Source organism: Streptomyces phaeochromogenes (assembly GCF_001418655.1).
GTDB lineage: Bacteria > Actinomycetota > Actinomycetes > Streptomycetales > Streptomycetaceae > Streptomyces > Streptomyces phaeochromogenes.
Genome location: NZ_LIQZ01000405.1, coordinates 20,671 through 46,727, shown reverse-complemented (window position 1 = coordinate 46,727; position 26,057 = coordinate 20,671). Strand labels below are relative to the sequence as shown.

Here is a 26,057-nt window from a genome sequence, read left to right as displayed (position 1 = left end):
GTCCACAAGATCTAGTTCACTCGACCCAGTGAATTTCAGCTGCAACGGTTGACTTTTGGTCTTTGTGTTTACTCAACATGCCCTGTGCAAGGGGGTGTTGCGGACGTAGGGTCGCCGTGCTGCCCCGGTCACGGGCCGCAGTCACGGGCCGCGTTTCTGCCCGTTGTCCGCACGAATGTTCACGAGCTGTGTTCGTATGACTGACCATGAACTGTCTGACCAAGGAGGGTTGGCGGTGGGAACGCCGGTACGCACTCCGTCGGGCGGTCCGCCACTGCTGACCGAGTGCGGGCTCATGGAACCGGTGCAGGAGATGGAGTTCACCGCCCATTTCTCCCGCGCGGACGGGGAGCTCGCCGCCGAGGAGGCCGCCGCGGCGGTGACGCGGGTGATCGACGCCCCGCTGTCCTTCGTCACCCCGGTCCTCGACGCCGGCCGCTCCGCGAGCAAGTGCCTGCTGGCGCGCAGCGCCGCCGACACCTGCCGGATCGTGCTCACCGCGGACCTCACCGGCATCACCGTGGCCGCCACCGACGACGTCAAGGTCTCACTGGACTCCTGCGACCAGGTCGGCGCCAAGAACCTGCCGCTGCTCGCCGTCGTCGACGGACTGAAGGTGCACCACGGGCCGGACGGCCATGTCTGGGTGGTGTGGAAGGGCTCCTGGCGTCGGGTGGACGCCACCTCCGACGGGCACGGCGACGACACCCCGGACGGCTCCGCACAGCCTTAATGCATATGATGCGCAAGTGCGCGACTACTGCATAAGAACGGCGACCCCCGACGACCTCGACGGCGCGCGGTCCGTGATGCTCGACACCGTCTACCGGGACTTCGGCACCGGGTACGTACCGCGCTGGCACCGCGACATCATCGACCTGGACTCCTTCTACCTCGCACCCGAGCGGCACACCCTGCTGGTCGCGGTCGACGAGCGGGACGGCACGGTGGCCGCGACCGCCGCGCTCGACTCCCGGGGCCCGGCTCACCCGCCCAACCCGCGCCACCTCGCCGAGCGCTACCCCTCCGGGGAAACCGCCCAACTGCGCCGCGTGTACACGCGCGCCGATCACCGGCGACAGGGCCTGGCCCGGCGGCTGGTCGGCGAGCTCCTCGACTTCGCGGCGGCGGACGGCGGCTACCGCGCCGTCTATCTGCACACCGACCCGGCGGTACCCGGCGCCGAGGCGTTCTGGCGGTCCCACGGCAAGGTGGTCCACGACGAGCGCGAGGAACCGGGCGGCGGGCAGCGGATCGTGCACTTCGAAGTCCCCCTGGCCTGACGAACTTCCCTGGCCTGGCGGACTTCCCTGCTCTGAGGGACATCCCTGCCCTGACGGACCCGCTGTCCTGACGCATCCACTGTGCGTGCGTCGCCCCCCCACCGAATCTCCCCCCCCCACGAAGAAAGAGACCATGCGCTTTCTGCCGCGCCGTCGCCGGCTCGTCGCCGGCCTGCTGCTCGCCCCTCTGCTCACCGGCTGCTTCGCCTCCGAGGGCGGGGAGGAGTCCTCCGGCGGCGGGGGAGGCTCCCGCCTGAGGGTCGCGATGGCCTTCCCGCCCGCCGAGAACTTCAACCCGTACGGGGCCGACGCCACGCTTCTCAGCCGGCTCGGCGTGACCGAGGGACTGACCCGCCTCGACGCCAACGGCGCCGCCACTCCCGCGCTCGCCGAGTCGTGGAGCCGTGAGAACGACCGCGGTTGGCTGTTCACCCTGCGGGACGCGGCCTTCCAGGACGGCACCGAGGTCACCCCGAAGGCCGTCGCCGCGGCCCTCACCCGCGCCGCGGGCGCCGAGCCCGTGACCGCCGCCCTGTCCGGCGTCGAACTCACCGCCGAGGCCGCGGGCGAGCGACGCGTCCGGGTGACCACCGCCGACCCCGACCCGGCACTGCCGCTGCGGCTGTCGAGCCCCGGCCTGGTGGTCCTCTCCGCCGAGGCGTACGCTGAGAAGGGCGCCGTCAGCCCGGTCGGCACCGCCACCGGGCCCTTCGAGCTCACCAAGGTCACCGGCACCACCGCGGCCACCCTGGACCGCTTCGACGACTACTGGGGTGGCCGCGCCCAGTTCTCCGGCGTCGACGCGAGGTTCATAGCCGACGGCACGGCCCGTACGAACGCGCTGCGTACCGGCGGCGTCGACGTCGCGGAGGCCGTGCCGGTCTCGCAGGTGACCTCCCTCGACGAGGTGACCCGCCGCGAGACGGCCACCACCCGCACCACGAGCCTGCTGCTCAACACCGAGAAGGGCGCCTTCAAGGATCCGAAGGCACGGGCCGCCGCCCGCGAGGCGATCAACACCTCGGCCCTCGCCAAGGGCGTCTACGAAGGGCACGCCGACCCCGGCGTCGGCATCTACGGACCCGCCCTGACCTGGGCGGCCGACAAGCGGGTCAAGCCGACCGGGAGGGCCGGAGCGGCGGCCGTCGACGGCACATCGGTCACCGTGGCCACGTACGACAACCGGCCCGAGCTGCCCGAGGTCGCCCAGGTGCTCAAGCAGCAGCTGGAGAACGCCGGGTTCACGGTGAAGCTGGAGGTGCGCGAGTACTCGCGGCTCGAAAGCGACGCGCTGGCCGGGAAGTTCGACGCGTTCGTGTCCGCCCGCAACACCATGCTCGACACCGGAGACCCCGTCTCGATCCTTGCCAGCGACTACACCTGCAAGGGCAGTTACAACCTCGCGCTGCTGTGCGACAGGAGCGTCGACAAGGCCGTCGCCGAGGCCGAGAAGGTCACCGACACCGCCGAGCGGCAGGACGCGGCGATGACCGCCGAAGCGGCGATCCTCGGCACGGACGCCGTCGTGCCGCTGGTCCACCAGCGGATCATCACCGGCGTCGGTGCCGCGGTCAGCGGTGTGCAGCTCGACCCGTACGAGCGCGGCCTCGTCGGCGTCGGCACGCGGCGCTGACGGGCGGCGGCGCACGTGCTCAAGGCCGTCCTCCGCGGCGGGGCGCCGGTGCTGCTCTGGCGCGCCGCCCTCGTCGCCGCCCTGCTGTGCGGTGTCGGGCTGCTGCCCTGGCTGTCGCGCACGGACCCGGCGCTCACCGTGCTCAGGGCGCGGTCCGCCGAACGCGCCCCGACGCCCGAGGTACTGGACGCGATCCGCACGCAACTCGGCCTGGATGCCGGACCGTTGAAGCTGCTCGGCGACTGGTTCGGCGGGCTGCTGCACGGTGACGCGGGCCGGTCGTGGATCTCCGGTGCGGAGGTCACACCGTCGGTGCTCCAGGCGCTCGGGGTCTCGCTCCTGCTGATGGGCGGGTCACTGGCTGTCGCGGTGCTCACGGCGGGGGCGGTGTGCGCCCGGACGCTGCGGCTCGGTGCGGGGCGGCGGCCCGACGGCCGGCGCTCGGCGGGCACCGGATCGGCGCTCCTGTCCGCGCTGCCCGACTTCCTGACCGCCTCGGTGCTGGCCGCCGTCGTCGGTGTGCAGCTCGGCTGGCTGCCCGCGCTCGGCTGGTACGGGCCCCAGTGGATGGTGCTGCCCGCGCTCTCGCTCGGCCTGCCCGCGGGTGCGCTGCTCGGGCGGATGCTCGACGACCTGCTGCCGGGCGCGTTCGCCGAGCAGTGGGCGCTTGCAGCCGCCGCGCGAGGAGTCCCGGGCCGGAGCATCGCCCGGCAGGCACTGCGCCGCTGTGTGCCCGGACTGCTCCCGAACTTCGGCCTGTTCGTCGTCGGCCTGACCGGCGGCGCGGTCGCTGTGGAGCAGGTCTTCGACATCCCCGGGCTCGGACGGCTGACCCTCCAGGCCGCGGTGGCGCAGGACCTGCCCGTCCTCCAGGCGGGCACCCTCGCACTCGTCCTGCTGGCGGCGATCGCGGGAGGGGCGGCCCGGCTCACGGCGCGGCTGCTGATCGGCCCGGCCCTGCGCGACGGTGCGCTGTTGTCGCTGCACCGCCCGACACCGCCCCGGCCCACGACCCTGCCCCTGCTGTACGGCGGCTTGCTGCTCGCGGTCGTCGCGCTGGGGCTTGCCCGCGATCCGCTGCGACTCGACACCACCGCCCGGCTCCAATCCCCTTCCTGGGCGCACCCGTTCGGCACGGACGGGCTCGGACGCGATGTGCTGGCCCGGGTCGGCCACGGAGCGCTGAGCACCCTGGCCCTGGCCCTCGCCGTGAGTGCGACCGCGCTCGTGCTGGGCGTTCTCCTGGGCCTGCTGCCACGGGTTTCCGGGCCGCTGGTCGACACGGTCAACGCCGTACCGCCGGTCCTCGCGGCCCTCCTCGTCACGGGCGTCGCGGGCAGCGGCCCCTCGACCCCGGCCCTCGCGGTGACCGCCGTCGCCTGGGCACCGCTCGCGGCCCACACCTCGGCACTGCTCCAACAGGAGCGCGCCACCACACACTTGACGGCCACCCGGGCTCTGGGCGCGGGCCCGCTCCAACTGCTCCGCCACGAACTCCTCCCGGCCGTCCTGCCTCCGGTCGTACGTCACGCACTGCTCCGCCTGCCCGGCGTCGCCCTGGCCCTCGCAGCCCTCGGCTTCCTGGGCCTCGGCGCGCAACCGCCGTCCCCGGAGTGGGGCCTGCTCCTGTCCGAGAACCAGCCGTACGCGGAACGGGCCCCATGGGCGGTACTGGCCCCCGCCGCCGCACTCGCCCTGCTGGGGGCGGTGGCTGTCACGGGTGGAGGCGGGGTGCGGTGGCCCAGGAGGGTGAGTTGCGCACGCCGACGCGACTCCGGTGACACCGGCGAGACCGGCGACGCCGAGGCCTATGCCAATACCGAGGCCGAGGCGACGTGGGCCGAACCACCGGACCCCGCCCACCCGATCCGGCCCGAAGGCGTGACGTCCGATGCCTGAGCAATCGCCTCCGCGAGCCTCCCCCGACGGCCGCACGGAGACCGACCGCCCCCGCCGCAGGATCCTTTCCTCGCTGCGGACCTTCGCCGCGCTCCCGCCGCTGCTCCGGCTCCTGATCCTCACCCAGCTTGCGTTCAACATCGGTTTCTACGCGGTGCTGCCGTTCCTCGCGGAGCACCTCGGTACGGCGATCGGCATGGCGGGCTGGATGGTCGGGCTGGTGCTGGGGCTGCGGACCTTCAGCCAGCAGGGGCTGTTCGTGGTGGGCGGGGCGCTGGCGGACCGGTACGGCGTACGGCCGGTGGTGCTCGCCGGCTGTGTGCTGCGGATCGCCGGATTCGGCTGGCTCGGATTCGCGGAGGCGAGCTGGGCGGTCGTCGGAGCCGTTCTCCTGATCGGCTTCGCCGCCGCGCTGTTCTCGCCGGCCGTCGAGTCGGAGGTGGCCCGGCAGGCGGTGAGCCGGGAGGAGGCGGGGGAGGGCCCGCGCACCCACGTACTCGCCCTGTTCACCGTGGCGGGCCAGGCCGGCGCGTTCCTCGGCCCGTTCATCGGCGCTCTGCTTCTGGCCGTGGACTTCCGCGCCGTCTGTCTCGCCGGCGCCGGAGTCTTCGCACTCGTCCTGGCCGGGCACGCGTGGCTGCTGCCGCAGCACATCCCCGGCCGGGCCCGCGTGCGGAGCCGTGGTGGTGTCCGGCGGCTGGTGCGCAACCGCGGCTTCCTCGCGCTGTGCTGCGCGTACGGCGCCTATCTGCTGGCGTACAACCAGCTGTACCAGCTCCTGCCCGTCGAGGTGGAGCGTGCGGCGGGCTCGCAGGCGCCGCTGGCCTGGCTGTTCGCGCTCTCCTCGCTGCTGGTGGTGACGGCCCAGCTGCCCCTCACCCGCTGGGCGGGGGACCGGCTCGACCTGCGCCGGTCCATGGCGGCGGGGCTGCTGCTCATCGCGGCCGGTTTCGCGGTGGTCGGCGTGGCGAGGCCCGCCGCGTGGACGGGAACCGTGGGGCTCCTGCCCGCGGCCGGTTACGTCGTCCTGCTCACCCTCGGCCAGATGCTCGTCGCGCCCGCCGCCCGGGCCTGGGTGCCCGATCTCGCCGACGACGGCAGGCTCGGCCTCTACACGGGCGCGCTGTCCTCGGTCTCCGGCCTGATCGTGCTGGTCGGCAGCGCGGCCACCGGCTCCCTCCTGGACACCGGCCTGCCCCCGGCCGTGCCGTGGTTCGTCCTCGCCGTGTTCCCCGTGGCGGCGATCGCCCTGCTGCCCAGGCGTCGAGGTGCCGAGCCGCCGACGTGAACGGCCTGAGCGGGTGACCGTAGGCAGACATGAAAGAGGGGCCGCCGTCTCCCTGCAGACGGCGGCCCCTCAGCTTCGGGAGGGTCACATGTGGACGACCGGCGCGGCTTCCGCGTCCTGCTCGGGAACCCCACGGCGGTAGAGGAGGAAGGCGATCACCGCGCCCACGGCGAAGAAGCCCGCGGACCACCAGAAGGCGGTGGTGTAGCTCTCGATCGTCGACTGGGCCTGGACCAGCTTGTTCGTGGCGTCCTTGCCGGACAGGTAGCTGGTGGCGGCGCTCGCGGCGAGCGTGTTCAGCAGAGCCGTACCGATGGAACCGCCCACCTGCTGCATCGCGTTGACCGTCGCCGAGGCGACACCGGCGTCCTCCGGCGCGATCCCGCTCGTGGCCAGGGCCATCGCGGGCGGCATCACGATGCCGAGTCCCGCGCCGATCAGGAGCAGCTGCGGCAGCACGTCGGTCGAGTAGCTGGAGTCGACTCCGATGCCGGTCAGCCAGGCCATGCCGACCGCGGCGATCGCGAAGCCTGCCGGGATGACGACCTTCGGCCCGATGCGCGGCACGAGCTTCGTGGTGGAGACCTGGGCCATGACCATCAGGGCCGCCATCATCGGCAGGAAGGCCACACCGGTCTTGGTCGGGCTGAAGCCGAGGTTCAGCTGCAGGTAGTAGGTGAGGAAGAGGAAGACTCCGAACATGCCCGCACCGGTCACGAGCACGGCGAGGAACGAGGCTCCGCGGCTTCGGTCGAGCAGGACGCGCATCGGCAGCAGCGGGTGCGCGGCACGGGTCTGCCACCAGGCGAACACCGTCAGGAGCAGCCCGCCGGCGATCAGGAAGCCCCAGGTCTGGGGTGAACTCCAGTCGTGCGTCTCGGCGTTGGAGAAGCCGTAGACGAGGGCGAAGAGACCGGAGGAGACCAGCAGTGCGCCCGGCAGGTCCAGCTTGGAGCTCGCGGCGTCACGGTGGTTGCTCAGCAGCATCCAGCCGCCGACCAGGGCGATCACGGCGAAGATGATGTTGACGTACAGGGTCCAGCGCCAGTCCAGCGCGTCCGTCAGCACACCACCGAGCAGCAGTCCGAGCGCACCGCCCGCGCCGGCGATGGCGCCGTACACGCTGAACGCCTTGGCACGCTCCTTGGCGTCGGTGAAGGTCGTGTTCAGGAGCGAGAGCGCGGCGGGTGCGAGGAGTGCGGCGAAGACACCCTGGAGTGCGCGCGCGGTGACCAGCATTCCGAAGCTGTTCGCCGCACCGCCGAGCACCGAGGCCCCGGCGAATCCCGCGACACCGATGAGGAAGACGGGCTTTCGCCCGAAGAGGTCGGCCAGTCGGCCGCCCAGCAGAAGCAGTGAGGCGAACGCCAGCGCGTACGCGGTGACGATCCACTGACGGTTGCCGTCGGTGAAGCCGAGGTCCGCCTGCGCCGACGGCAGGGCGATGTTCACGATGGTCGCGTCCAGCACCACCATCAGCTGGGCGATCGCGATGATCGAGAGGATCCACCACCGCTTCGACGACGACGGCGCGTCGGCCTTGTCGGGAGTGCCCTTACGGGCACCTTCGGAAAGAGTCTCAGTCTGGGACATCGGAGCATCACTCCAGGGAAGGTCGCTCGGCCTCACGGCTACGTAAACGAAACCGTTTCGTACGCCTTGAGGCTAGACCACTTTTATCGAAACGGCAAAGTTTCGCTACTGAGAGAGGGGTCACATGCGCAGGGGCATGTTCGAGACCGACGGGGCCGAGCTGTACTACGAGGTGCGCGGCGACGGTCCCGCACTGCTGCTGATCAGCGGCGCAGGGGGTGACGCCGGGTACTTCACGGGCATCGCCGACGAGCTGGCGGACGCCTTCACCGTGATCACGTACGACCGGCGGGGCAACTCCCGCAGTACGGGCGGGAGCGACGCGCCCATGGAGCTGCCCCGCCAGGCCGCCGACGCCCGCGCGCTCATCGACGGCCTGGCGGGCGGCCGGGCCCTGGTGTTCGGCAACAGCGGCGGCGCGATCATCGGCCTGACGCTGGCCGCCCGCCACCCGGAAGTGGTCGCCGGGCTGATCGCCCACGAGCCGCCCGCCGTGAACGTCCTGTCCGACGGCGACGCCGCACGCGACTTCTTCGACGAGGTGGCCGAGGCGTACGCGCGGGGCGGCGCCCCGGCCGCGGGCCGCCTCTTCGCGCAGACCGTGCGCGGCGAGGGTACGTATCTGTGGCCGGAGGACCTCTGGAAGAGGTTCCTCGGCAACGGAGACCATCTCTTCGGCCGGGAGTGGCCGGGCTTCGCCGCCTTCCTGCCGGACGGGGCCGCCCTCTCCGCGGCCCCCTTCCCGATCGTCCTCGGGGCCGGCTCGGCGGACCGCGGTACGTACTACGCGCGGCCCTCGATCGAGATCGCCCGCAGGATCGGCGTGCCCTGGGTGGAGTTCCCCGGCATCCACATGGAGTTCCTGCCGCGTCCCGCGGGCTTCGCGGCGGCCGTACGGGTCCTGGCGACCCAGATGTGCACACGGGGCGGTGAGGTGCCCCAGCGCTGGCTCGAGTGAGGTCGTGGCCGCATGCCAGATGTCCCCGCCGCTCATTCCTTGACTGGCATATAACCGCAGAGGCATATTGGAGCCATGTCCGACGACTCCCTCTGGGCCGCACTCGCCGACCCGCACCGGCGGGCCATCGTCGCGCTCCTTCTGGAGCGGCCGAGGCCCGTCGGTGAGATCGTCGAGGCGTGCGGTCTGAGCCAGCCGAGCACCTCCAAGCATCTGAGGGTGCTGCGGGACGCCGGCCTGGTACGCGTACGACAGGACGCGCAGCGCCGCGTCTACGCGCTCGACCCGGCGCCGATCGCGGAGCTCGACGCGTGGCTGGCCCCGTACCGCAAGCTCTGGAGCACGAGCCTGGACGCGCTGGGCCGACGCCTGGACGAGACGGTGACGGATACGGCGGCGGAGACAGCGGCGGCACCGGGGGAGTCGTCGGACGAAGAGGACGCAGACACTTCAACCACCTCCCCGAAGGACTGAGCCACCATGTCCACGGAACCCACCGGTACCTACCTCACCCTTGCCGACGGCCGCCCCGCCGTCCGCTTCACCCGCACCTACGACCATCCCGTCGACCGCGTCTGGGAGTTCGTCACCGAGCCGGAGGAACTGGCCCACTGGTTCCCCTCCAGCGTCGAGATCGAGCTGCGTGAAGGCGGCACGATCAGGTTCGGCGACGACCCGAACATGGACGACTCCACCGGACGCGTCCTCGCGGTCGACGCACCCCGGCACCTCTCCTTCAGCTGGGGCGGCGACGAACTGCACTTCGATCTGGAGGAGCTCGACGAGAAGCGCACCCGCTTCACCCTCACCAACGTCCTGGAGGCCGAGAACACGGCCGCCCGCAACGGCGCAGGCTGGGAGGTGTGCCTCTCCTCCCTCGACGAGCACACCCGCGGAGCCTCCACCGGCGGCCCGCACGAGGGTGCCGGTGCGCCCTGGCAGGACGTGTACCGGGCGTACGTCGAGGCCGGCGTCCCCTCCGGAGCCGAGATCCCGGGACAGGACGCCTGACGCCGCCCGATCCCGGGGCAGGATGCCTGAGCCGCCCCCTGCCGCGTCCGGCTACTGCATCTGCCGCCGCACCAGCTCGTGCAGCCGCCCGCCCGTTTCCGCCAACAGCTGGGCGGGCGGGCCCTGTTGGGCGACCCGGCCGTCCTCCATCACGATGACGCGGTCGGCGTCCATGACGGTGGACAGGCGGTGCGCGATCACCACACGCGTGGCGTTGAGGGCGCGGGTGCTCTCGATGACCGTGCGCTGGGTCTCGTTGTCGAGGGCACTCGTCGCCTCGTCGAAGAACAGGATGCGCGGACGCCGGATCAGCGCCTGGGCGATCATCAGGCGCTGCCGCTGGCCGCCGGACACGGCGCCGCTGCCGGAGACGATGGTGTGCAGGCCCATCGGCATGCGCTTGATGTCCTCGGCGAGGCCGGCCATCTCGGCGGCTGCCATCGCCTCCTCGGGCGTGTAGGGCTCGGTGCCGCAGATGACGTCCAGGATCGACCCGGTGAAGGGCTGCGCGTGCTGGAGCACCACACCGCACTGACGGCGTACGGCGGACTGGTCGAGGGCCGCCAGGTCCTGGCCGTCGTACAGGACGCTGCCCGAGACCGGCTTGTCGAAGCCGATGAGCAGCCGCAGCAGGGTCGACTTGCCGCAGCCGCTGGGGCCGACGACCGCCACGAACTCGCCCGGCCGGATCGCGAAGGACACGTCGTCCAGGACGAGCGGACCGTCCTCGGTGTACCGGAAGGAGAGCTTCTTCGCCTCCATGGCTCCGGACAGCTCGGCGGGGCGCGTACTCGCCACCCGCACCTCGGGCGTCGCGTCGAGGACCGGCCTGATCTCCTCGAACATCGGCAGCGCGGAGACCATCGACACGAAGGCACCCGTCACCTGGGTGACCGAGGTCAGCAGCATGGTCATCGAGGTGTTGAACGTCAGGAAGGCGGCGGCCGACAGCGAACCGCGCGCGGGGCCCGCCAGCAACATGAACATGATGAGCGAGCAGAGCGGCAGGTACACCGCGCCCAGCACGGTCGTGAGGTTCTTGATCCGGCCCACGCGCTGCTGGAGCTCACGGCTGCGCGCGAACTCGCCGGCCCAGGCCGCGTACGCGTAGTTCTCCGCCGCCGCGACCCGCAGCTTGGGCAGGCCGCGCAGGGTCTGGAACGCCTGGTTGTTGAGCTTGTTGCTCAGTACGACCAGCCGGCGCTGCCAGCGCACCTGCCACAGCCCGAGTCCGAGGAACACGGCCGCGATGACGACGAGCATCCCGATCGCGGCGAGCGCCATCGGCACGCTGAACCAGAAGAGCAGCGCGAGGTTCATCGCGCCGACCGTCACCGACTGGACCACCACCGGGCCGACGCCCGCCATCAGCCGGCGGATCGCGCTGATTCCCATGGCCGCACTGGCCAGTTCACCGGTGGAGCGGGACGTGAAGAACTTCGTCGGCAGCCGCAACAGCCTGTCCCACACGGCCGGTTGGAGCGTGGCCTCGATCCGGCCCTCCAGCCGCAGCATGGTGAGGTTCTGCATCAGCATGAAGGCCGCCGACACCACGCTGGCGATCATGATGGCCAGACAGAACTGGACGATGAGGCTCTCCTGGGCCTTCGGCACGAACTCGCCGAGCACCTTGCCGGTCGCGATCGGCACCAGCGCACCGAGGGCCACCGTCACCAGACCACTGATCGCGAGGTTGCGCATGTCCCCGCCGGTGCCCCGGAGACTGAACCGCAGCAGCCGCAACGGGCTCAGCCGGCGCTCGGGCAGCGGCCGGTAGAACATGACGGCCCGCTGCTCGAACTCCGCCGCGTTGGCCTTCTCGACCGGCGTCTCACGACCGCTCGACGGATGCACCGCCACATAACCGCCGCGCCGCCACAGCAGCGCGGCCGGGGCGCCGGACGCGACCCGGTGCCCGACGAGCGGCCCGATGTTGTCGCGCCACCAGCGCCCGTCGAGGCGTACGGCACGCACCCGGACCCGGGAGGCGAGCGCGATCCGTTCGACGGGGTCGAGCCGGTCGCTCTCCGCGCCGCCCTGCGCCGGGTCGGCGAGTGTGATCCCGGCAGCCTGCGCGACGAGCCTGCACGCGGCGTACGTGGCATCGGCGTCCGCCGCGCCAGGACCCGACCCCGAACGCTTGGACATGGAGGCGATGAGCGTCCGGTCGGCCTGCGCGCGGACCGCCTCGCCCGCCTTGATCCCCGCGGCCGTACGGGTCTCGTGCGTGCGCTCCAGCTGCTCGATCCAGCGGTCCAGGGTGGCCAGCAGCCGGTACTGCTGGTCGACCATCGCCTGCCACATCGCGGGGTCCACCAGCAGGTCCGCCGCGGCCTCGGCGCCGTACATGGAGCCGTACTGCACACTGCCAGGCGGCACCTGCATCCACAGCACGTCGTCGTCCGTGAGCGCCGCGTCCCGCTCGGTCGCGAGAGGCGCCTCGAAGAGGATGGCGAGACCCCGGCCGACGCCGAGCGAGAGGGCGTACTCCAGCGGGCTGGTGGCCGGGGGGACGTACTGCGGGTTGCCGTACGCGTCGTACGTCCAGGTCTCGGTCTGCGGCGGCTGGTACAGCTCGCGCAGCGCGATCCGGCGCAGTACGCACTCGCGCAGCGGCCTGCCGACCAGGGTGTGCTGGGGTCCCGCGACCGGGCCGAGCAGCAGTGAGCCCGCTTCGAGGCGGCCGAGGTGGTGCCAGTGGCCCTGCTGGGCGGCATCGACCGCGAACAGGTCCATGGCGCCGGACACGACCAGCCACAGCACGTGCGGCCCTTCGAGGTCCAGACGGGTGAGGCCGGAGCCGTCGACCGGGGTGCCCATGCCGCCGAGCGCGCCGAGCACGTAGTCGCCCTCGGTGGCGGGCTGTTGGGGCTGCTCGTGCTGCGGGTGCTGATGGTCTTGTGGGATTTGTGGGTTCTGATGGTTCTGCGGGTACGCGGATGTCATCTCATCGCTCCCTGACCAGCTCGGCGTACGCGCCGCCGGCCGCCACCAGGGCGTCGTGACGCCCGCGTTCCACGATCGTGCCGTGCTGGAGCACCACGATCTCGTCGCTGTCGCGCACGGTGCTGAGCCGGTGCGCGATCACCACGCAGGCACAGCCGCGCTTGCGCAGGTTGTCCATGACGAGCTGCTCGGTCTCCGCGTCGAGGGCGCTCGTCACCTCGTCGAGCACGAGGATGCTGGGCCTGCGCACCAACGCCCTTGCGATCTCCAGGCGTTGCCGCTGACCGCCGGAGAAGTTCCGCCCGTCCTGCTCGACCCGGCTCTGGATTCCGCCCGGGCGGCGCATCACCACGTCGTACAGGGCGGCGTCCTCAAGCGCCGCGACCACGGCCTCGTCCGGGACCGACGGGTCCCACAGCGCGATGTTGTCGCGGACCGTGCCCTCGAAGAGGAACACGTCCTGGTCGACGAAGGAGACGGAGGCCGCCAGCGCACCGCGTGGAATGTCGTCCAGACGCTGGTCGTCGATACGGATCACGCCCTCCCAGGGCGCGTAGAGTCCCGAAATCAGCCTGGACACCGTCGACTTGCCGCTGCCCGAGCCGCCGACCAGGGCGACCTGCTGGCCCGGGCCGACCGTCAGCGAGAAGCCGGACAGCAGGGGCTTGTCGAGCGGGCTGTAGCCGAACGTGATGTTCTCCAGCTCCACATGGCCGTGCAGCCTGCGCGTGCTGTCGCCCCCGCCGCGGCGCGAGTAGAGCGGGTCGGCCGCGAAGTTCTCGACGTCCTTCAGACGGGCCACGTCGGCCGCGAAGTCCTGGATGCGGCCCGCGACGCCGTTGAGCCGGGTGATCGGCGCGGTGAAGCGGGTCACCAGCGCCTGGAACGCGACGAGCAGACCGACGGATATGTGTCCCTCCACGGCCCGCATCCCGCCGATCCACAGGATCAGCGCGCTGTTGAGCGTCGCGAGCGTCGGCGCGACCACCCCCAGCCAGGCACTCGGCACCCCGAGTCGCTGCTGCTCCTCCAGTGTGGTGGCGTGCTGCCCGGCCCACTTGCGGAAGTAGCCCTCCTCGCCGCCGGTCGCCTTCATCGTCTCGATCAACTGGAGGCCCGTGTACGCCGTGTTGGTGAGCCGCGCGCTGTCGGCGCGCAGCTTGGCCGTACGCGTTGCGCGCAGCCGGATCACCACCCGCATCGCCACGATGTTGAGGAGCGCGACCCCGATGCCCACGGCCGTGAGCTGCGGATCGTATGTGTAGAGCAGCACGGCGTAGAGGACGACGACCACCGCGTCCACGCCCGCCGCCGCGAGGTCCCGGGCCAGGGTCTCGGCCACCGCGTCGTTGGACTGGAGGCGCTGCACCAGGTCGGCCGGGCTGCGCTGGGAGAAGAAGGTGACCGGCAGCCGCATCAGATGCCGGAGGAACTTCGCGCTGCTGAGCGTGGACGAGATGATGCGGCCGCGCAGCAGGTTCGTCTGCTGCAGCCAGGTCAGCACGACCGTCAGCAGCACCGTCGCGCCCATCGACGAGAACAGCACCCCGAGCAGCGAGGTCTGCCCGCCGATCAGGAACATGTCGATGTACGTTCGGCTGAGCGCGGGCACCGCCGCTCCGACCGCGACCAGCAGCAGGCTCGCCAGGACGGCGGCGGGCATCGTGCCCGAGGTGCCGCGCAGCCGGGCCGGCATGGCGCCCATGACGCCGGGCTTGCGTCCGCCCTTCCTGAAGTCCGGACCCGGCTCCAGGACCAGCACGACACCGGTGAAGCTGGTGTCGAAGTCCTCCATGGGCACGAAACGACGGCCCTTGCCGGGGTCGTTGATGTGCACGCCGCGCCGGCCGAAGCGGCGCCCCATGCCGTCGTAGACGACGTAGTGGTTGAACTCCCAGAACAGGATCGCCGGAGCCCGCACCTCGGCGAGCGCGACCGTGTCCATCTGCATGCCCTTGGCGGTCAGGCCGTAACTCCGCGCCGCTTTCAGGAGGTTGCTGGCCCGGGAGCCGTCGCGCGAGACACCGCAGGCGATGCGCAGCTCCTCCAGCGGGATGTGCCGTCCGTAGTGACCGAGCACCATCGCGAGCGAGGCGGCGCCGCACTCCACGGCCTCCATCTGGAGGACGGTGGGCGTACGGACGGTCCTGACCCGGCCCTTGGGGACGGTGCGCTTGGGCGGGGTGGCCTTGCGGCGGCCCCGTACGGGCGGCGGCAGTTGTGACTCCCGGCCGGCCGCGGTGGTGGACTCGTCGGTCGCGCTCACGGCAGCAGCCAATCGATCGGGCGCTGGTCCTCCAGGCGGATCGAGCCGGAGGCCACGGTCATGGAGCTCAGCCGGAACGGCGGACCGTCCGCCGACGACCACTTGTAGCCGGACTTCGTGCCCGACGAACGGTCGAGCCGGACGAGGACGGCCACCGGCCTGCCCTTCTTCGTGAACTGCTCACCCAGCTGGCTGTCACCGAGGAAGGCGGCGATCTGCTGCTCCGACTGGGCGGCCCGGTCGACCGACTTCACATGGCCGCGCAGCACCCCGTACTGCTGGGTCGGCGCGGACTGGACGGTGAGGTCGACGGCCGCGTCCGAGGGAATCATGGCGGCGTTCTCGGCGGGCACGTACACCGTCGCGTACAGCGGGTCGTCGGTGTCGGCGACCTTCTCCACGGCGGCCACGTTCGTACCGGTGCTGATGATCGCGCCGATCGTGGCGGCGAGCCCGGTGACCCGGCCCGCGGCGACACTGCGTACGACCGTCTCGCCCTTCGCGGTACGGACCTTGAGCACGGGGGCGTTCGCGGCGATCCGTTGGCCCTGCTCGGCGACGACCGCGGTGACCTGGCCGGAGACGGGGCTCTGCAGGAGGTAACTGCCCTGCCCGTGCGTGAGGATGGCGGGCGCGCTGACCGTGGACGCCACGGAGCCCGTCACGGCCCAGACCGACGCGGCGGCCATGACGACCACCGTCACGAACAGCACGAGCCAGCCCTGGGGGCGGGCGAAGCGCACCGGGAGGTCGAGCTCCTCCGGCGACTGCAGCTTGGCGAGGGCCTGTTGGCGGAACTGCACGGTCTTCCCTCACCTGCGAGAAATGAGATCCGAACTACGACATCCGTAAGTCCCGGAACCGGGAAGCGGTTCCGGGACTCACGGCACGCTATGCGATCACAGAGTGATCAGATGCCGGCGACCAGGCCGGTGACCGGGGCGGTGTTCAGGCCGGTCGCGCCCTCAACGGTGCCCACGACGGTGTCGACCAGGCCGGAAACCGGGGCGATGCCGTCGACGACGCCCGTGACGGTGCCGAGCGCGTTGACCGAGAGGCCACCGGAGACGTTGTCGAGCTCAGCGTCGGAGATCTCGACGGTGGCAACCTGGGGGGTGGAGTTCATGATGGAACTTCCCTTCCTATTGATATTCACAAGGGGGGAGCGGCCCCCTCTGGGGACAGATGGACGGCCGCGACCGCGGGCGTCCGGAACCCGGAACCGGGAACCGTCGAACGACCCCCGCGGTGCAATGGATCAAAGCACGCTGCCGCGCCACTCATCCAATCAACGACCCATGTGATCAGGGCATTTGACAGCCGGATCGACCCAACGGTGCAGGCGTGCGCACGTCTCGGTGGCGACTTCTTCACATGCCCCCGGGGTGATTCACATTTCGGCAACAAAGAGTGCCGGCCCGAATCGGGCACACCTCTCCAAAGACGCGGCACGCGACGATCCACTGTGTGGATTCGTCGCGTGCCGTGACCCGGGTGCGTATTCGATGTGCAGATTTGCTGAAGCCGGGATTCCGCTCCCTGACTCGAACGGGCTGTTACCGCGTGGTGGCGGAGTGCAAGCCGATGGCCTCTGTTACGGGAGTGGCGTCAGCCGAGCTTCTTCAGGAGCTCGGCGGCGAGCGGCGCGGAGGAGGCGGGGTTCTGGCCCGTGACGAGGTTGCGGTCGACGACCACGTACGGCGCCCACGGCTCGCTCTCCTGGAAGTCGGCGCCGGCCTCCACCAACCGGTCCTGCAGCAGCCACTTGGCCTTGTCGGCGAAACCGGCCTGGGTCTCCTCGGTGTTGGTGAAGCCGGTCAGCCGGTAGCCCGCGAAGGCGTTGGAGCCGTCCTCCTTCGTGGCGGCCAGCAGTGCGGCCGGGGCGTGGCAGACGACACCGAGCGGCTTGCCGGACTCCAGGGCGAGGGTGAGGAGCCGCCCCGAGTCCGCGTTGACGGCGAGGTCCTCCATGGGGCCGTGGCCGCCGGGGTAGAAGACGGCCGCGTACTCGGCCAGGTCCACGTCCTCCACACGGATGGGGTGCTGGAGCTCGGCGAACGCCCCGAGAGCGGCGGTGACCTCGGCGGCGCCCTCCTCGCCGCCGTTGAACTCGGGAGCCAGGCTGCCCCGGTCCACGGTCGGCACGACGCCGCCCGGGGTGGCCACGACGACCTCGTACCCCGCAGCCTTGAACGCCTTGTGCGGGGCGACGGCCTCCTCGGCCCAGAAGCCGGTGGGGTGCTTGGTGCCGTCGGCGAGAGTCCAGAAGTCGGTACCGGTCACTACGAAAAGAATCTTTGCCATGCCTCGAAAGTAGGCCGACGGGACACCGATATCCAATAGGGGATCCATTGGAGGGCATCGGATTTCCAATGGCATCACGGGAATAGACCCGAATGGCCGTCGGTGCGCCCGAATGTCGGCCTTTCGCCGCCGGCAACTCACATGGGCGGCTCCGCGTCCGGCAGCGGACCGCGAATCAGCCGAGCAGTGCGTACACCGCGCTCGCGCGGGCCGCGATCTCCTCCGTGCCCTCCGCGGTCATCGTGATGTCGGCGAAGGCCGTCCGGCGGCCCAGTTTCGTCACGACCGCCTCGATCAGGACGTCCGCCTCCATGACCGCACGCTGGAAGGACGTGGACTGCTGGACCGTGGTCATCGGCCCGTAGGCGCCACGCGCCGCCGACACCGCGATCACCGTCGCCGTGTCCGCCGCGGCCATCAGGGCCTGCCCCGACAGCGAGCCGCCCTCCCGGGCGAGCCGATCGGACCAGGGCAGCCGCAGCACCGCCCGACGGTCGCCCAACTCCTCGACCGACAGACCGAGTTCGAGAACCCAGGGGGCGAAGTTCGCCGAGAGGATCTTGTCCGCATCAGCGGTGGTCAGCGTCATGCGGGCATTGTTCCCCGGCATCGGCGACGGGTCACCCGGCACGGCTGAATCATGCTTTCGCAAAGGAAGTTGAGGAAAGACGTTGAACGCCACACGCACCGCTTGCGTACCTACAGCCATCCAGGCGCCCGCAGTCAGCTGCCAGACGGCGGCTCGGACCCCCCAGTCCCCAGGAGGTCAAGAAGTTGAGTCACAAGCGGATACCCAAGCGCAAGGCCGTCATAGCCGCAGGAAGCGTGGTGGCGCTCGGCGCGGCGGCACTCATCCTGCCCAACGCGATGGCGTCCCAGACCGATGCGACGGAAGGTGCCGCCCCCAGAACGGTGAAGGCCGCGGAGGCGTCCGACCTCGCCTCGCAGCTGGCCGAACTGCTCGGTGAAGCCTATGCCGGTGCGTACTACGACTCGGGCAAGCAGCAGCTCATCATCAACGTCGTGGGCGACGACAACAACATCATCGTTCAGGCCGAGGAGGCCGGTGCCGTCGTCCAGCAGGTCGACAACAGCACCAAGGAGCTCACGGCGGCCTCGCAGACGCTGAAGGCCGACGCGACCATCCCCGGCACCTCGTGGGCCGTCGATCCCAGGACGAACAAGATCCAGGTCACCGCCGACAGCACCGTCACGGGCGCAAAGTGGGACCAGCTCGAGTCGACCGTCAGCACCCTCGGTTCGGGCATGGCGACCATCAAGAAGTCGGCCGGCACGTTCAAGACGTTCGTCGAGGGCGGCGACGCCATCTTCGGCGGCGGCGCACGCTGCTCGCTCGGCTTCAACGTCGTCGCCGACGACGGCTCCCCGGCCTTCCTGACGGCGGGTCACTGCGGTGTCGCCGCTGCCGAGTGGTCGGACTCCGAGGCCGGCGCACCGATCGGTACGGTCGAGGCCGCCACGTTCCCCGGTGACGGCGACTTCGCCCTCGTCAAGTACGACGACCCGGCGACCGAGGCACCCAGCACCGTGAACACCGGCCAGCAGTCGGTGGAGATCACCCAGGCCGCGGAGGCCGCGGTCGGCCAGGCCGTCATCCGGATGGGCAGCACCACCGGCCTGAACGACGGTGAGGTCACCGGTCTCAATGCCACCGTGAACTATCCGGAGGGCACGGTCACCGGTCTCATCCAGACCAACGTCTGCGCCGAGCCCGGCGACAGCGGCGGCTCCCTGTTCACCGCGGACGGCAGCGCGATCGGCCTGACCTCCGGCGGCAGCGGCGACTGCACCGTCGGCGGCGAGACCTTCTTCCAGCCGGTGACCACCGCGCTGGCCGCGGTCGGCGCGACGCTCGGTGCGGGCGACGCGGGTGCCGGTGCCGGCGAGGAGGCCGGCGCCGGTGAAGAGGCCGGTGCCGGTGAGGAAGCCGGAGCTGGCGAAGAGGCCGGTGCCGGTGGCGACGCTGTCGGCGGCGAAGAGGTCGGCGGCGAGGAGCAGGTCGGCGGCGTCGAGGACCAGAACGGTCAGGTCGAGGACCAGAACGGCAACGGCGTGGACGACGAGTCGGGTCTCACGAACCGTCAGTGACCCCGTGACCTGAACGTACGTCGGTAACGCTTGTCAGTTGGTTTGGAGCGGCTCGGTCCCTTTGGGGGCCGGGCCGCTCTGTGCGTGGGGCCGCCTCGGGGTGGCGTGTTGCGTGCGGGGCGTGGGGGCCGGGCGCGCAGTTCCCCGTGCCCCTGAAGGGCCGCGGCCCCTTACGACGTGGGGCGGGCGCGGAGCAGCAGCAGGGCCACGTCGTCCACCCGTTGTTCCGCTGTTCCGCTGTGTTCCACGAGGGAGTCGGCCACCTCGTCGAGGGGGCGGTCGCCGATCTCGCTGAGGCGTTGGGCCAGCCCGGCCAGGGCGTCCTCGATGTCGACGCCGGGGGACTCGATGAGCCCGTCGGTGTAGAGGGCGAGCAGTGACCCGGGCGGCAGCGCGACGTCGGTGGTCGGATAGGTGGCGGCCGGGTCGATGCCGAGCAGCGGCCCGCCGGCCAGGTCGAGGACCCGTACCTTCCCGTCCGGCTTTCTCAGCAGGGGTGGCGGATGCCCCGCCCGGGCCATCACGAGCTGCCCGTGCGCCGGGTCCAGACGCAGATAGACACAGCTCGCGAAGAGTTCCGTACCCAGGTCGATCAGCAGCCGGTTGGTGCTGCTCATGACCTCCCCGGGCGGCTGGCCGACGGTCGTGTAGGCACGTACGGCGGTACGGATCTGACCCATCAGGCCGGCCGCGGTGACGTTGTGGCCCTGCACGTCCCCGATCACCGCCGCGGCCTGGCCGCCGGTCGCGCCCTCGCCGCCCGTCGGCACCAGGTCGTAGAAGTCCCCGCCGATCTCCATGCCCTGGGTCGCGGGCAGATAGCGGGCAGCCGCCTCGATGCCGGGCAGGGACGGCAGCGAGTGCGGCAGGAGCGCGGCCTGCAGACCGTGCGCCAGCTGGTGCTTGGCGTCGTAGAGACGGGCCCGTTCCAGCGCCTGCGCGATCAGCCCGCTGAGGCTGGTCAGCACGGCGCGCTCGTCGGCCGGGAAGGGATGCGGGTCGGCGTACGCGAGGACACAGGTGCCCACCGGCCGCCCGGACGCGATGAGCGGCAGGAACGCCCAGGCCGCCATGCCGTCGGGCGTGGCGTTCCGGGCCGGGTACAGGCGCTCCAACTGCTGACGCGAGTCGAAGAAGGTCGGCACACCGCTTCTCAGCGCGTGCGCCCCGGGTGTCTGGTCGGTCAGCGGCATCCCGTCGAAGCGCTCCACGACATGCGGATCCGGATAGCCGCGGTGCCCGAGGACGTGCAGTCGGCCCGCTTGGGAGCCGAGGAGCACCAGCGCCTGGCTGCCGACGGCGGGCGCGATCTCGTCCGCGACCAGCTGCACCACGTCCTGCACACCGACCGCCTCGGTGAGCGCCCCGGCCAGGCTCAGCACCTGCGAGATGGTCACGAGGCGCGTGCCGGTGTCGGCGTGCCGGAAGCCCGCAGGGCCCTCCCGCGCCACGGCCCGCGCCCGGGTGATGCGCAGGCTCAGCCCGTTCGTACTGGGATAGAGCCGGAACGACAGCCAGTCCGAGGGCGGCCGGAGCGCCACGAACGACGTCGCCTGCTGGCTGAGCAGCGCGGCCCGGTAGCGGTCCTCGTAGACCGGATCGTTGAGCCACGGCACGGTCGCCCACAGCTGGGTGCCGAGCAGCCCGCTGACCGGCAGGCCGAGCAGGTCGGCCGCCGCCGCGTTGGCGAAGCTGATCCGGCCGTGCAGATCGAGCGCGCAGAGCCCGTACGGCAGCCGCGCCACCATCCGCACCGCCTCCACCGCGCCGAGTGTTCCGGCCACGGTCGCCACCGACGCCGGAGCGATCAGATCAGGCTCGGGATGAATCGGCCGGCCCTCCTCGACGGCCCGCTCCAGGCGCAGCGCGAGCCGGTCACAGGCGGCGATGAGATGGTCCCGCTCCCGGTCGGACAGCTCCGGGGGGTGCGAGCCGGGCCAGGTCACGAAGACCGCCCCGTAGGTGGCCCGGTCGGTCGCCACCGGCAGCGCGGCCAGCGCGAACGGGTACGGCAGGACGACGGCGATCCGCGGATAGTGGCGGGCCATGTCCTCCTCACCGCTCACCCACACGAGCCGCCGGTCGCGCGCCGCCTCCGCCACCGGGATCGGCGCGCTCAGGCCCACCCGCTCCCAGGGCGCCGCGAAGGCCCTGGGCAGCCCGGCCATCACCGCCATCTCAAGGACCGGCTCGCCGGGAGTGAGCAGATACACCGCGCCCGAGTGCGCGTGCACGTCGTCCATGAGCGCGGCGAGCGTCAGCGACAGCAACGGCCGGCCGACCGGCGGCGGGGCGGCGTCCCGTCCCTGCCCGGACACGTGCCAGTCGGACACGCCGACCACCTCCTCCCACGGACACGCGAAGGAGCCCAGGGCACAAGGCTCCCCCGGGAGGGCGGTTCCCGCACGGCGAGGGGCCCGGGGCGCCACGGCCACCGGCTTCGACGCCACCGGCACCGTCCTCGGCGCCTCGGTCACCGACCATGGCCGGTTCTTCACGCCCGGGACAGGAGAGAAGTGGGACGCGCCTGTCATTGGGCACACGCGCAGAGCACGACGGAATCGGCAGGGGGAGGGGGAAGGGACGGACGTGATCCGGGTGCTTCTGGTGCACGACGTGTGTCTGGTGCGGTCGGTCCTGGCGGAGTGGCTGCGCCGTGTATCCGACTTGACGGTGTTCGACGCCGAGTGGCGCGGTGCGTCCGGGAGCGCCCGATCGCTGCGGCCCGACGTCTGCGCGGCGGATCTCGAACGCGTCGACTCGCACGAGATGCCGCCGCTCGGCGACCTGTGCGGGCGGGGCACGGCGGACCCTCGCCTGCTGGTGCTGGCCACGGCGCGAAGACCCGGTCTCCTGCGGCGAGCGTTCGACGCCGGGGCGCTCGGCTACGTCGACAAGGAGGGCTCGCCGGAGCGGCTGGTCTCCGCGATACGGCGGGTGGCCGCGGGCGAACGCTTCGTCGACGACTCGCTCGGCTTCGGCTTCCTCAGAGCTGCCCGGATGCCGCTGACCAGCAGGGAGCTGAGCGTGCTGTCACTGGCCGCCGAGGGTGCCTCCGTCGCGGAGATCGCCGGAAGTCTTCATCTGTCCAACGGGACCGTACGCAACTACATGGCGGCGATCACGCGGAAGACCGGCGCCCGCAACCGTGTCGACGCCATCCGGATCTCGCAGGGGGAGGGCTGGGTGTGACGTCCCCGGCCGATGGGCGGCCGGAGCGGCCGGCGCTCCGCCGGCCGGCGACCAGGCACCGACCAGGTCGCGGTAGAGGGGGGACCGCCCCAGCAGGTCGCCGTGGCTGCCGTACGTGGTCCGCCGGCCGTCCATGACCAGTACCCGGTCGGCGCGGAGGGCAGAGCTGATGCGGTGCGCCACGACCACGAGGGTGCCGCCCCGCCGGGCGAAGGCGCGCTCCACGCGCTCCTCGGCCGCCGGGTCCAGGTGACAGGTCGCCTCGTCCAGCAGGGCGAGGGGGGCCCGCGCGAGGTAGGCGCGGGTCAGCGCGACGAGCTGGCGCTCGCCCGAGGACAGGGTCCCGGGGTCGACCTCGGCCGTCGGCCCGCCCAGCCTGTCGAGCAGCGCGCCCAGCCCGAGGGCCTCGGCCGCGGCCAGCAGCTCCCGCTCGGGCACGGGGTCCGGCCGCAACTGGCCGAGGTTCTCGGCGAGCGTCCCCGTGAAGACGTACGCCTCCTGCGGGATCAGTACGCGGATGGGGTGCCCGGGGTGGCCGGGGTCGGGGCCGTCGGGCGCCGGGTGTACGTCGACGGATCCCCGGGTCGGCGTGAGGAGCCCGGCCATGAGGGCGGTGAGCGTGGACTTGCCGATGCCGCTGGGGCCCACGATCGCCAGGTGGGTGCCGTGGGGGACGGACAGGTCGAGGCCGTCGATCACCGGCTCGCTGGCGGGACCGTAGGCGAAGGTGAGGGAGGAGAGGGTGAGGGAGGAGAGGGTGACGGCGGCGGGTTGGCCGGGCGGCGCGGCGCCCTGTGCGGATGTCGTGTCCGGAGCGGCGGCAGGGGCAGGGGCGGGAGCGTTCGTGGGTGCCGGAGTGTCCGGTGCGAGTCGGCGGAGGACGACCGCCAGCCGGGAGCCGCTCGTGCCCAGGCCGTGGATCAGGTTCTGGAGGGCCGGGAGCAGGGACTGCGTGACATAGGCGAGGGCGCCCACCAGCGCGCCGGGGGTGACCCCGTGTGCGAGGAGCCAGGGCGCGGTCGCGAGCAGGAGGACGATCGGGAGCTGTCCGCCGATCGCCAGGGCCACCACCCGCAGGACGCCCCAGCGGGCCAGGGACCGCGCGGCGTACTGCTCGGCCGCGATGAGCGCCCCCGCGTCGGCTGCGACCTGGTCCTCGGCACCGGCGGCCGTGATGTCCCGCAATCCCGGGCAGACCGTGCCGAGTCGGTCGGCGAGTTCCTCGTCGGCGACGAGGAAGGCCTCCTGGCGGCGGGTCAGCGGACGCAGTGTCAGGGCGAACAGGGCGACCCCGGCCGCGAGTGGTGGCGCCACCACGAGCAGCAGCGGCGGCGCGAGCGAGAAGAGGCCGATCAGGGCGCCGGCGGCGGTGAACACGAACGAGCGCGACACCATCACCAGTCCGGCGAAGGTGTCCCGGGCGATCTCCACCTGCTGGGTGAGCCGGGACAGCGCGCCCCGGTCGGCGTCCCACACCCCGCGCTCGACCACGTGCCGCACGAGCCGGTCCCGCAACGGCTCGACCAGCGCGGCCACGGCCCCGTAGACCCGCCCGGTCCCGTACGCCCCGACGACCACGGCGAGAGCGGCCGTCGCGAGCCAGCCGAGCCCGACGTCCACCCGACCGGCCAGGAACCCGGCGTCGAGGGCCCGCGCCAGCGCGTACCCGGTGAGGAAGGTCTGCGCCGTCTCCAGCACGGACCACGCGGCGAGCCGCCCGACCACGCGCTGCCTGGCCCGGAGGAAGCGGAGCCCGCGCCGGTGGACGCTGTTGTGCCTGTCCGAGGTGGTGGCGCCGGGGCGGCGGGCGCCAGGCGGCGGCTCGCCTCCGGGCCGCAGGTCGACCGGCGGGTCCCCGCTCACGAACTCCCTCCGTTCCGCTCGTCGCCTGTGTGGTTGGCCTTGTCGCCCGTATCGCTCCCGAACACGGCCCGGTATCCGGGCTGTGCCCACAACTCCGCATGCCGGCCGACGGCCCGCACCCGCCCACCGTCCAGCCAGGCCACCGAGTCCGCCCGGGCGGCTGTCGATGCCCGGTGGGCGACGACCAGGCGGCCGTACCCCGGTGTGCGCCGGAAGAGTGCCTCCGTGACGTGGTGTTCCGTCACCGTGTCGAGGCTCGACAGCGCGTCGTCCAGGATCAGCAGCCGCCCGCCGCGTGCGAACGCCCTTGCCAGACCGAGGCGTTGGGCCTCACCGCCGGACAGGGGGGCCGCGGCGCAGGGTGTCGCGTAGCCGTGGGGGAGACGGCGTACGAAGTCGTCGGCGCGGGCGGTTCGGGCGGCCTCCCGGACCCGGTCCGGGTGCGGTGTCGGGTGGCCGAAGCCGATCGTGTCCTCGACGGTCTCGCCGAGCAGGGCGGGGCGTTCGAAGGCGTAGCCGATCGCGTGTCGCAGTGTGGGTCGGTCCAGTTCGCGAAGCGGTACCCCGTCGAGGAGCACCTCGCCGGAGTCCGGGTCGGCCAGCCGCCCGGCGAGCGCGGCCAGCAGGGATTTGCCCGCACCCGAGCGCCCGACGACGGCCATGGTGGTTCCGCCGGGCACGACGAGGTCGACACCGTCCAGCACGGTACGGCCGTCGCGGTTCCGGGCGGCCACCGCGCGCAGCTCCAACTTTCCCTGCCCCGGCGGGAGATGGCGTGTCCCGTACGCGGTCTCCGGCTCGTCCAGCACCTCGCCGAGTCGGCGTGCCGAAGCCCGGGCCTCGATCAGCCCGCCGAGCCGGCCGACGAGCACGCCGACGCCGGTCGCCAGTACGGCGTACCGGGAGGCGGCGAGCAACTCACCGACGGAGAGCCGGTGTTGGGTGAGGAGCAGCCCGGCCGTGGCCAGCACCACGATCTGCAGCAGCGGCGCCACCCCGACGGCCTGTGCGGCGGCACGCCCCTGGACTCGCCACATCCGGTGGCCCTCGCGGGACAGTTCGGGCAGTGGCCGCAGGATCCGCGCCACCTCCTTGTCGGCGGTACCGCCCGCCGCGATGGTGCGCGTGCCGCCGATCGCCTCCGCCAGCGCGCCCGCGATCCGCCCCTGCGCTTCCTGGTAACGCGCCACGCACCGCGAGGAGTTGCGCGCGAAGGCCCGGAGCACCGCCACGACGACGGGCACCCCGCCCAGGAACACGAGTGCCAGCCGGGGATCGATCAGCCAGAGCGCCACGACCGCCCCGAGCGGAGCGGCCAGCGCGGCGAAGAGCCCTGCCAGTGTGGCGGGGGCCGTTCCGGCCTGCGCGGCGTTGCCGACGAGGCGCGCGACGAGTTCACCCGGCCCGAAGCGGTGCCCGGCCCGCGGTCCCACGTCCAGTACATGTCCGGTGAGCCGCTCGCGCAGCCACGCCGTGGCGCGGGCGTTCGTGGTCGCGCCCAGTACGGTCTCGCACGCGTCGAGCACGGCGAGCACCAGCATCAAGGCCGTGCAGTAGAGCACCCAGTTGGTGGCCCGGGAGGGGGCCGCCAGCATGGCGTCGAGCGCCCGGCCCAGCGCGGCAGGCAGCAGCAGGCCCGCTGCTGTCCCGGCCAGGGACAGGAAGGCGAGGGCCGCGCAGCGGAAGCCGCTGTGCCGGGTTGCCGCGCGCAA

At 71.9% G+C, this 26,057-nt stretch carries 19 protein-coding genes and 1 pseudogene; 10 read left to right on the top strand and 10 right to left on the bottom strand.

The window, feature by feature from the left end; all coding sequences use genetic code 11:
- The first annotated feature begins 235 nt into the window (after positions 1–235).
- From AOK17_RS40535 to AOK17_RS40515, 5 genes are all read left to right on the top strand, one after another.
- Positions 236–733, top strand: coding sequence for a hypothetical protein (locus tag AOK17_RS40535; RefSeq protein ID WP_055617634.1), 498 nt, complete (start codon positions 236–238; stop codon positions 731–733).
- Between the two features lie 16 nt (positions 734–749).
- On the top strand, positions 750–1,283 hold the full coding sequence (locus AOK17_RS40530; RefSeq protein WP_055617633.1) for a GNAT family N-acetyltransferase: 534 nt from the start codon (positions 750–752) through the stop codon (positions 1,281–1,283).
- Positions 1,284–1,416: 133 nt separating this feature from the next.
- Positions 1,417–2,916, top strand: a complete 1,500-nt coding sequence (locus tag AOK17_RS40525; RefSeq protein WP_055617632.1) for an ABC transporter substrate-binding protein — start codon at positions 1,417–1,419, stop codon at positions 2,914–2,916.
- Positions 2,917–2,931: 15 nt separating this feature from the next.
- Positions 2,932–4,815 (top strand): ABC transporter permease subunit, encoded by a 1,884-nt coding sequence (locus AOK17_RS40520; RefSeq protein ID WP_425424678.1) that lies wholly within the window; start codon positions 2,932–2,934, stop codon positions 4,813–4,815.
- On the top strand, positions 4,808–6,103 hold the full coding sequence (locus AOK17_RS40515) for an MDR family MFS transporter (protein WP_079053564.1): 1,296 nt from the start codon (positions 4,808–4,810) through the stop codon (positions 6,101–6,103). The genes AOK17_RS40520 and AOK17_RS40515 overlap by 8 nt, the downstream gene beginning before the upstream one ends.
- A gap of 84 nt (positions 6,104–6,187) precedes the next feature.
- Here AOK17_RS40515 and AOK17_RS40510 read toward each other — a convergent pair whose 3' ends face one another.
- Positions 6,188–7,696 carry an MFS transporter gene (locus tag AOK17_RS40510; RefSeq protein WP_055617631.1) on the bottom strand — a complete coding sequence of 503 codons (1,509 nt, stop codon included), beginning with the start codon at positions 7,694–7,696 and terminating at the stop codon, positions 6,188–6,190.
- 124 nt (positions 7,697–7,820) lie between these two features.
- Here AOK17_RS40510 and AOK17_RS40505 point away from each other — a divergent pair, with 124 nt between their 5' ends.
- From AOK17_RS40505 to AOK17_RS40495, 3 genes are all read left to right on the top strand, one after another.
- Positions 7,821–8,654 carry an alpha/beta fold hydrolase gene (locus tag AOK17_RS40505; protein ID WP_055617630.1) on the top strand — a complete coding sequence of 278 codons (834 nt, stop codon included), beginning with the start codon at positions 7,821–7,823 and terminating at the stop codon, positions 8,652–8,654.
- Positions 8,655–8,729: 75 nt separating this feature from the next.
- Complete coding sequence (locus AOK17_RS40500) at positions 8,730–9,128, top strand: ArsR/SmtB family transcription factor (RefSeq protein WP_245697680.1); 399 nt, start codon at positions 8,730–8,732, stop codon at positions 9,126–9,128.
- A 6-nt stretch (positions 9,129–9,134) separates the two neighbouring features.
- Entirely contained in the window at positions 9,135–9,665 is a 531-nt protein-coding gene (locus AOK17_RS40495; protein ID WP_055617629.1) for an SRPBCC family protein, read from the top strand.
- Between the two features lie 51 nt (positions 9,666–9,716).
- Here the strand turns inward: AOK17_RS40495 and AOK17_RS40490 are convergent, their stop codons facing one another.
- From AOK17_RS40490 to AOK17_RS40465, 6 genes are all read right to left on the bottom strand, one after another.
- Positions 9,717–12,485, bottom strand: a complete 2,769-nt coding sequence (locus AOK17_RS40490; RefSeq protein WP_055617660.1) for an NHLP bacteriocin export ABC transporter permease/ATPase subunit — start codon at positions 12,483–12,485, stop codon at positions 9,717–9,719.
- 127 nt (positions 12,486–12,612) lie between these two features.
- Complete coding sequence (locus AOK17_RS40485) at positions 12,613–14,730, bottom strand: NHLP family bacteriocin export ABC transporter peptidase/permease/ATPase subunit (RefSeq protein ID WP_245697684.1); 2,118 nt, start codon at positions 14,728–14,730, stop codon at positions 12,613–12,615.
- Positions 14,731–14,873: 143 nt separating this feature from the next.
- The gene (locus tag AOK17_RS40480; RefSeq protein WP_055617628.1) at positions 14,874–15,680 is read right to left on the bottom strand and encodes a biotin/lipoyl-containing protein; all 807 of its coding nucleotides are present in this window, start codon (positions 15,678–15,680) and stop codon (positions 14,874–14,876) included.
- Positions 15,681–15,787: 107 nt separating this feature from the next.
- Complete coding sequence (locus tag AOK17_RS40475; RefSeq protein WP_055617627.1) at positions 15,788–16,003, bottom strand: hypothetical protein; 216 nt, start codon at positions 16,001–16,003, stop codon at positions 15,788–15,790.
- A gap of 482 nt (positions 16,004–16,485) precedes the next feature.
- Positions 16,486–17,181: a type 1 glutamine amidotransferase domain-containing protein gene (locus AOK17_RS40470; protein WP_055617626.1), complete on the bottom strand. Its 696-nt coding sequence runs from the start codon at positions 17,179–17,181 to the stop codon at positions 16,486–16,488.
- Between the two features lie 175 nt (positions 17,182–17,356).
- Positions 17,357–17,770: a PaaI family thioesterase gene (locus AOK17_RS40465; protein WP_055617625.1), complete on the bottom strand. Its 414-nt coding sequence runs from the start codon at positions 17,768–17,770 to the stop codon at positions 17,357–17,359.
- A gap of 185 nt (positions 17,771–17,955) precedes the next feature.
- On the opposite strand from AOK17_RS40465, the gene AOK17_RS40460 reads away from it, so the two are divergent.
- On the top strand, positions 17,956–19,290 hold the full coding sequence (locus tag AOK17_RS40460) for a S1 family peptidase (RefSeq protein ID WP_055617624.1): 1,335 nt from the start codon (positions 17,956–17,958) through the stop codon (positions 19,288–19,290).
- Positions 19,291–19,460: 170 nt separating this feature from the next.
- On the opposite strand, the gene AOK17_RS40455 is transcribed toward AOK17_RS40460, so the two are convergent.
- Entirely contained in the window at positions 19,461–21,632 is a 2,172-nt protein-coding gene (locus AOK17_RS40455; protein ID WP_055617623.1) for a SpoIIE family protein phosphatase, read from the bottom strand.
- Here AOK17_RS40455 and AOK17_RS54170 point away from each other — a divergent pair.
- Positions 21,532–22,398: pseudogene (locus AOK17_RS54170) on the top strand (response regulator transcription factor); the annotation flags it as partial. The gene AOK17_RS40455 and the pseudogene AOK17_RS54170 overlap by 101 nt on opposite strands.
- Here the strand turns inward: AOK17_RS54170 and AOK17_RS54165 are convergent.
- Together AOK17_RS54165 and AOK17_RS40445 are read right to left on the bottom strand one after the other, a co-directional pair.
- Entirely contained in the window at positions 22,324–24,345 is a 2,022-nt protein-coding gene (locus tag AOK17_RS54165; RefSeq protein ID WP_425424677.1) for an ATP-binding cassette domain-containing protein, read from the bottom strand. The pseudogene AOK17_RS54170 and the gene AOK17_RS54165 overlap by 75 nt on opposite strands.
- The gene (locus AOK17_RS40445; protein ID WP_425424676.1) at positions 24,342–26,057 is read right to left on the bottom strand and encodes an ABC transporter ATP-binding protein; all 1,716 of its coding nucleotides are present in this window, start codon (positions 26,055–26,057) and stop codon (positions 24,342–24,344) included. Before AOK17_RS40445 ends, AOK17_RS54165 begins: the two co-directional genes overlap by 4 nt.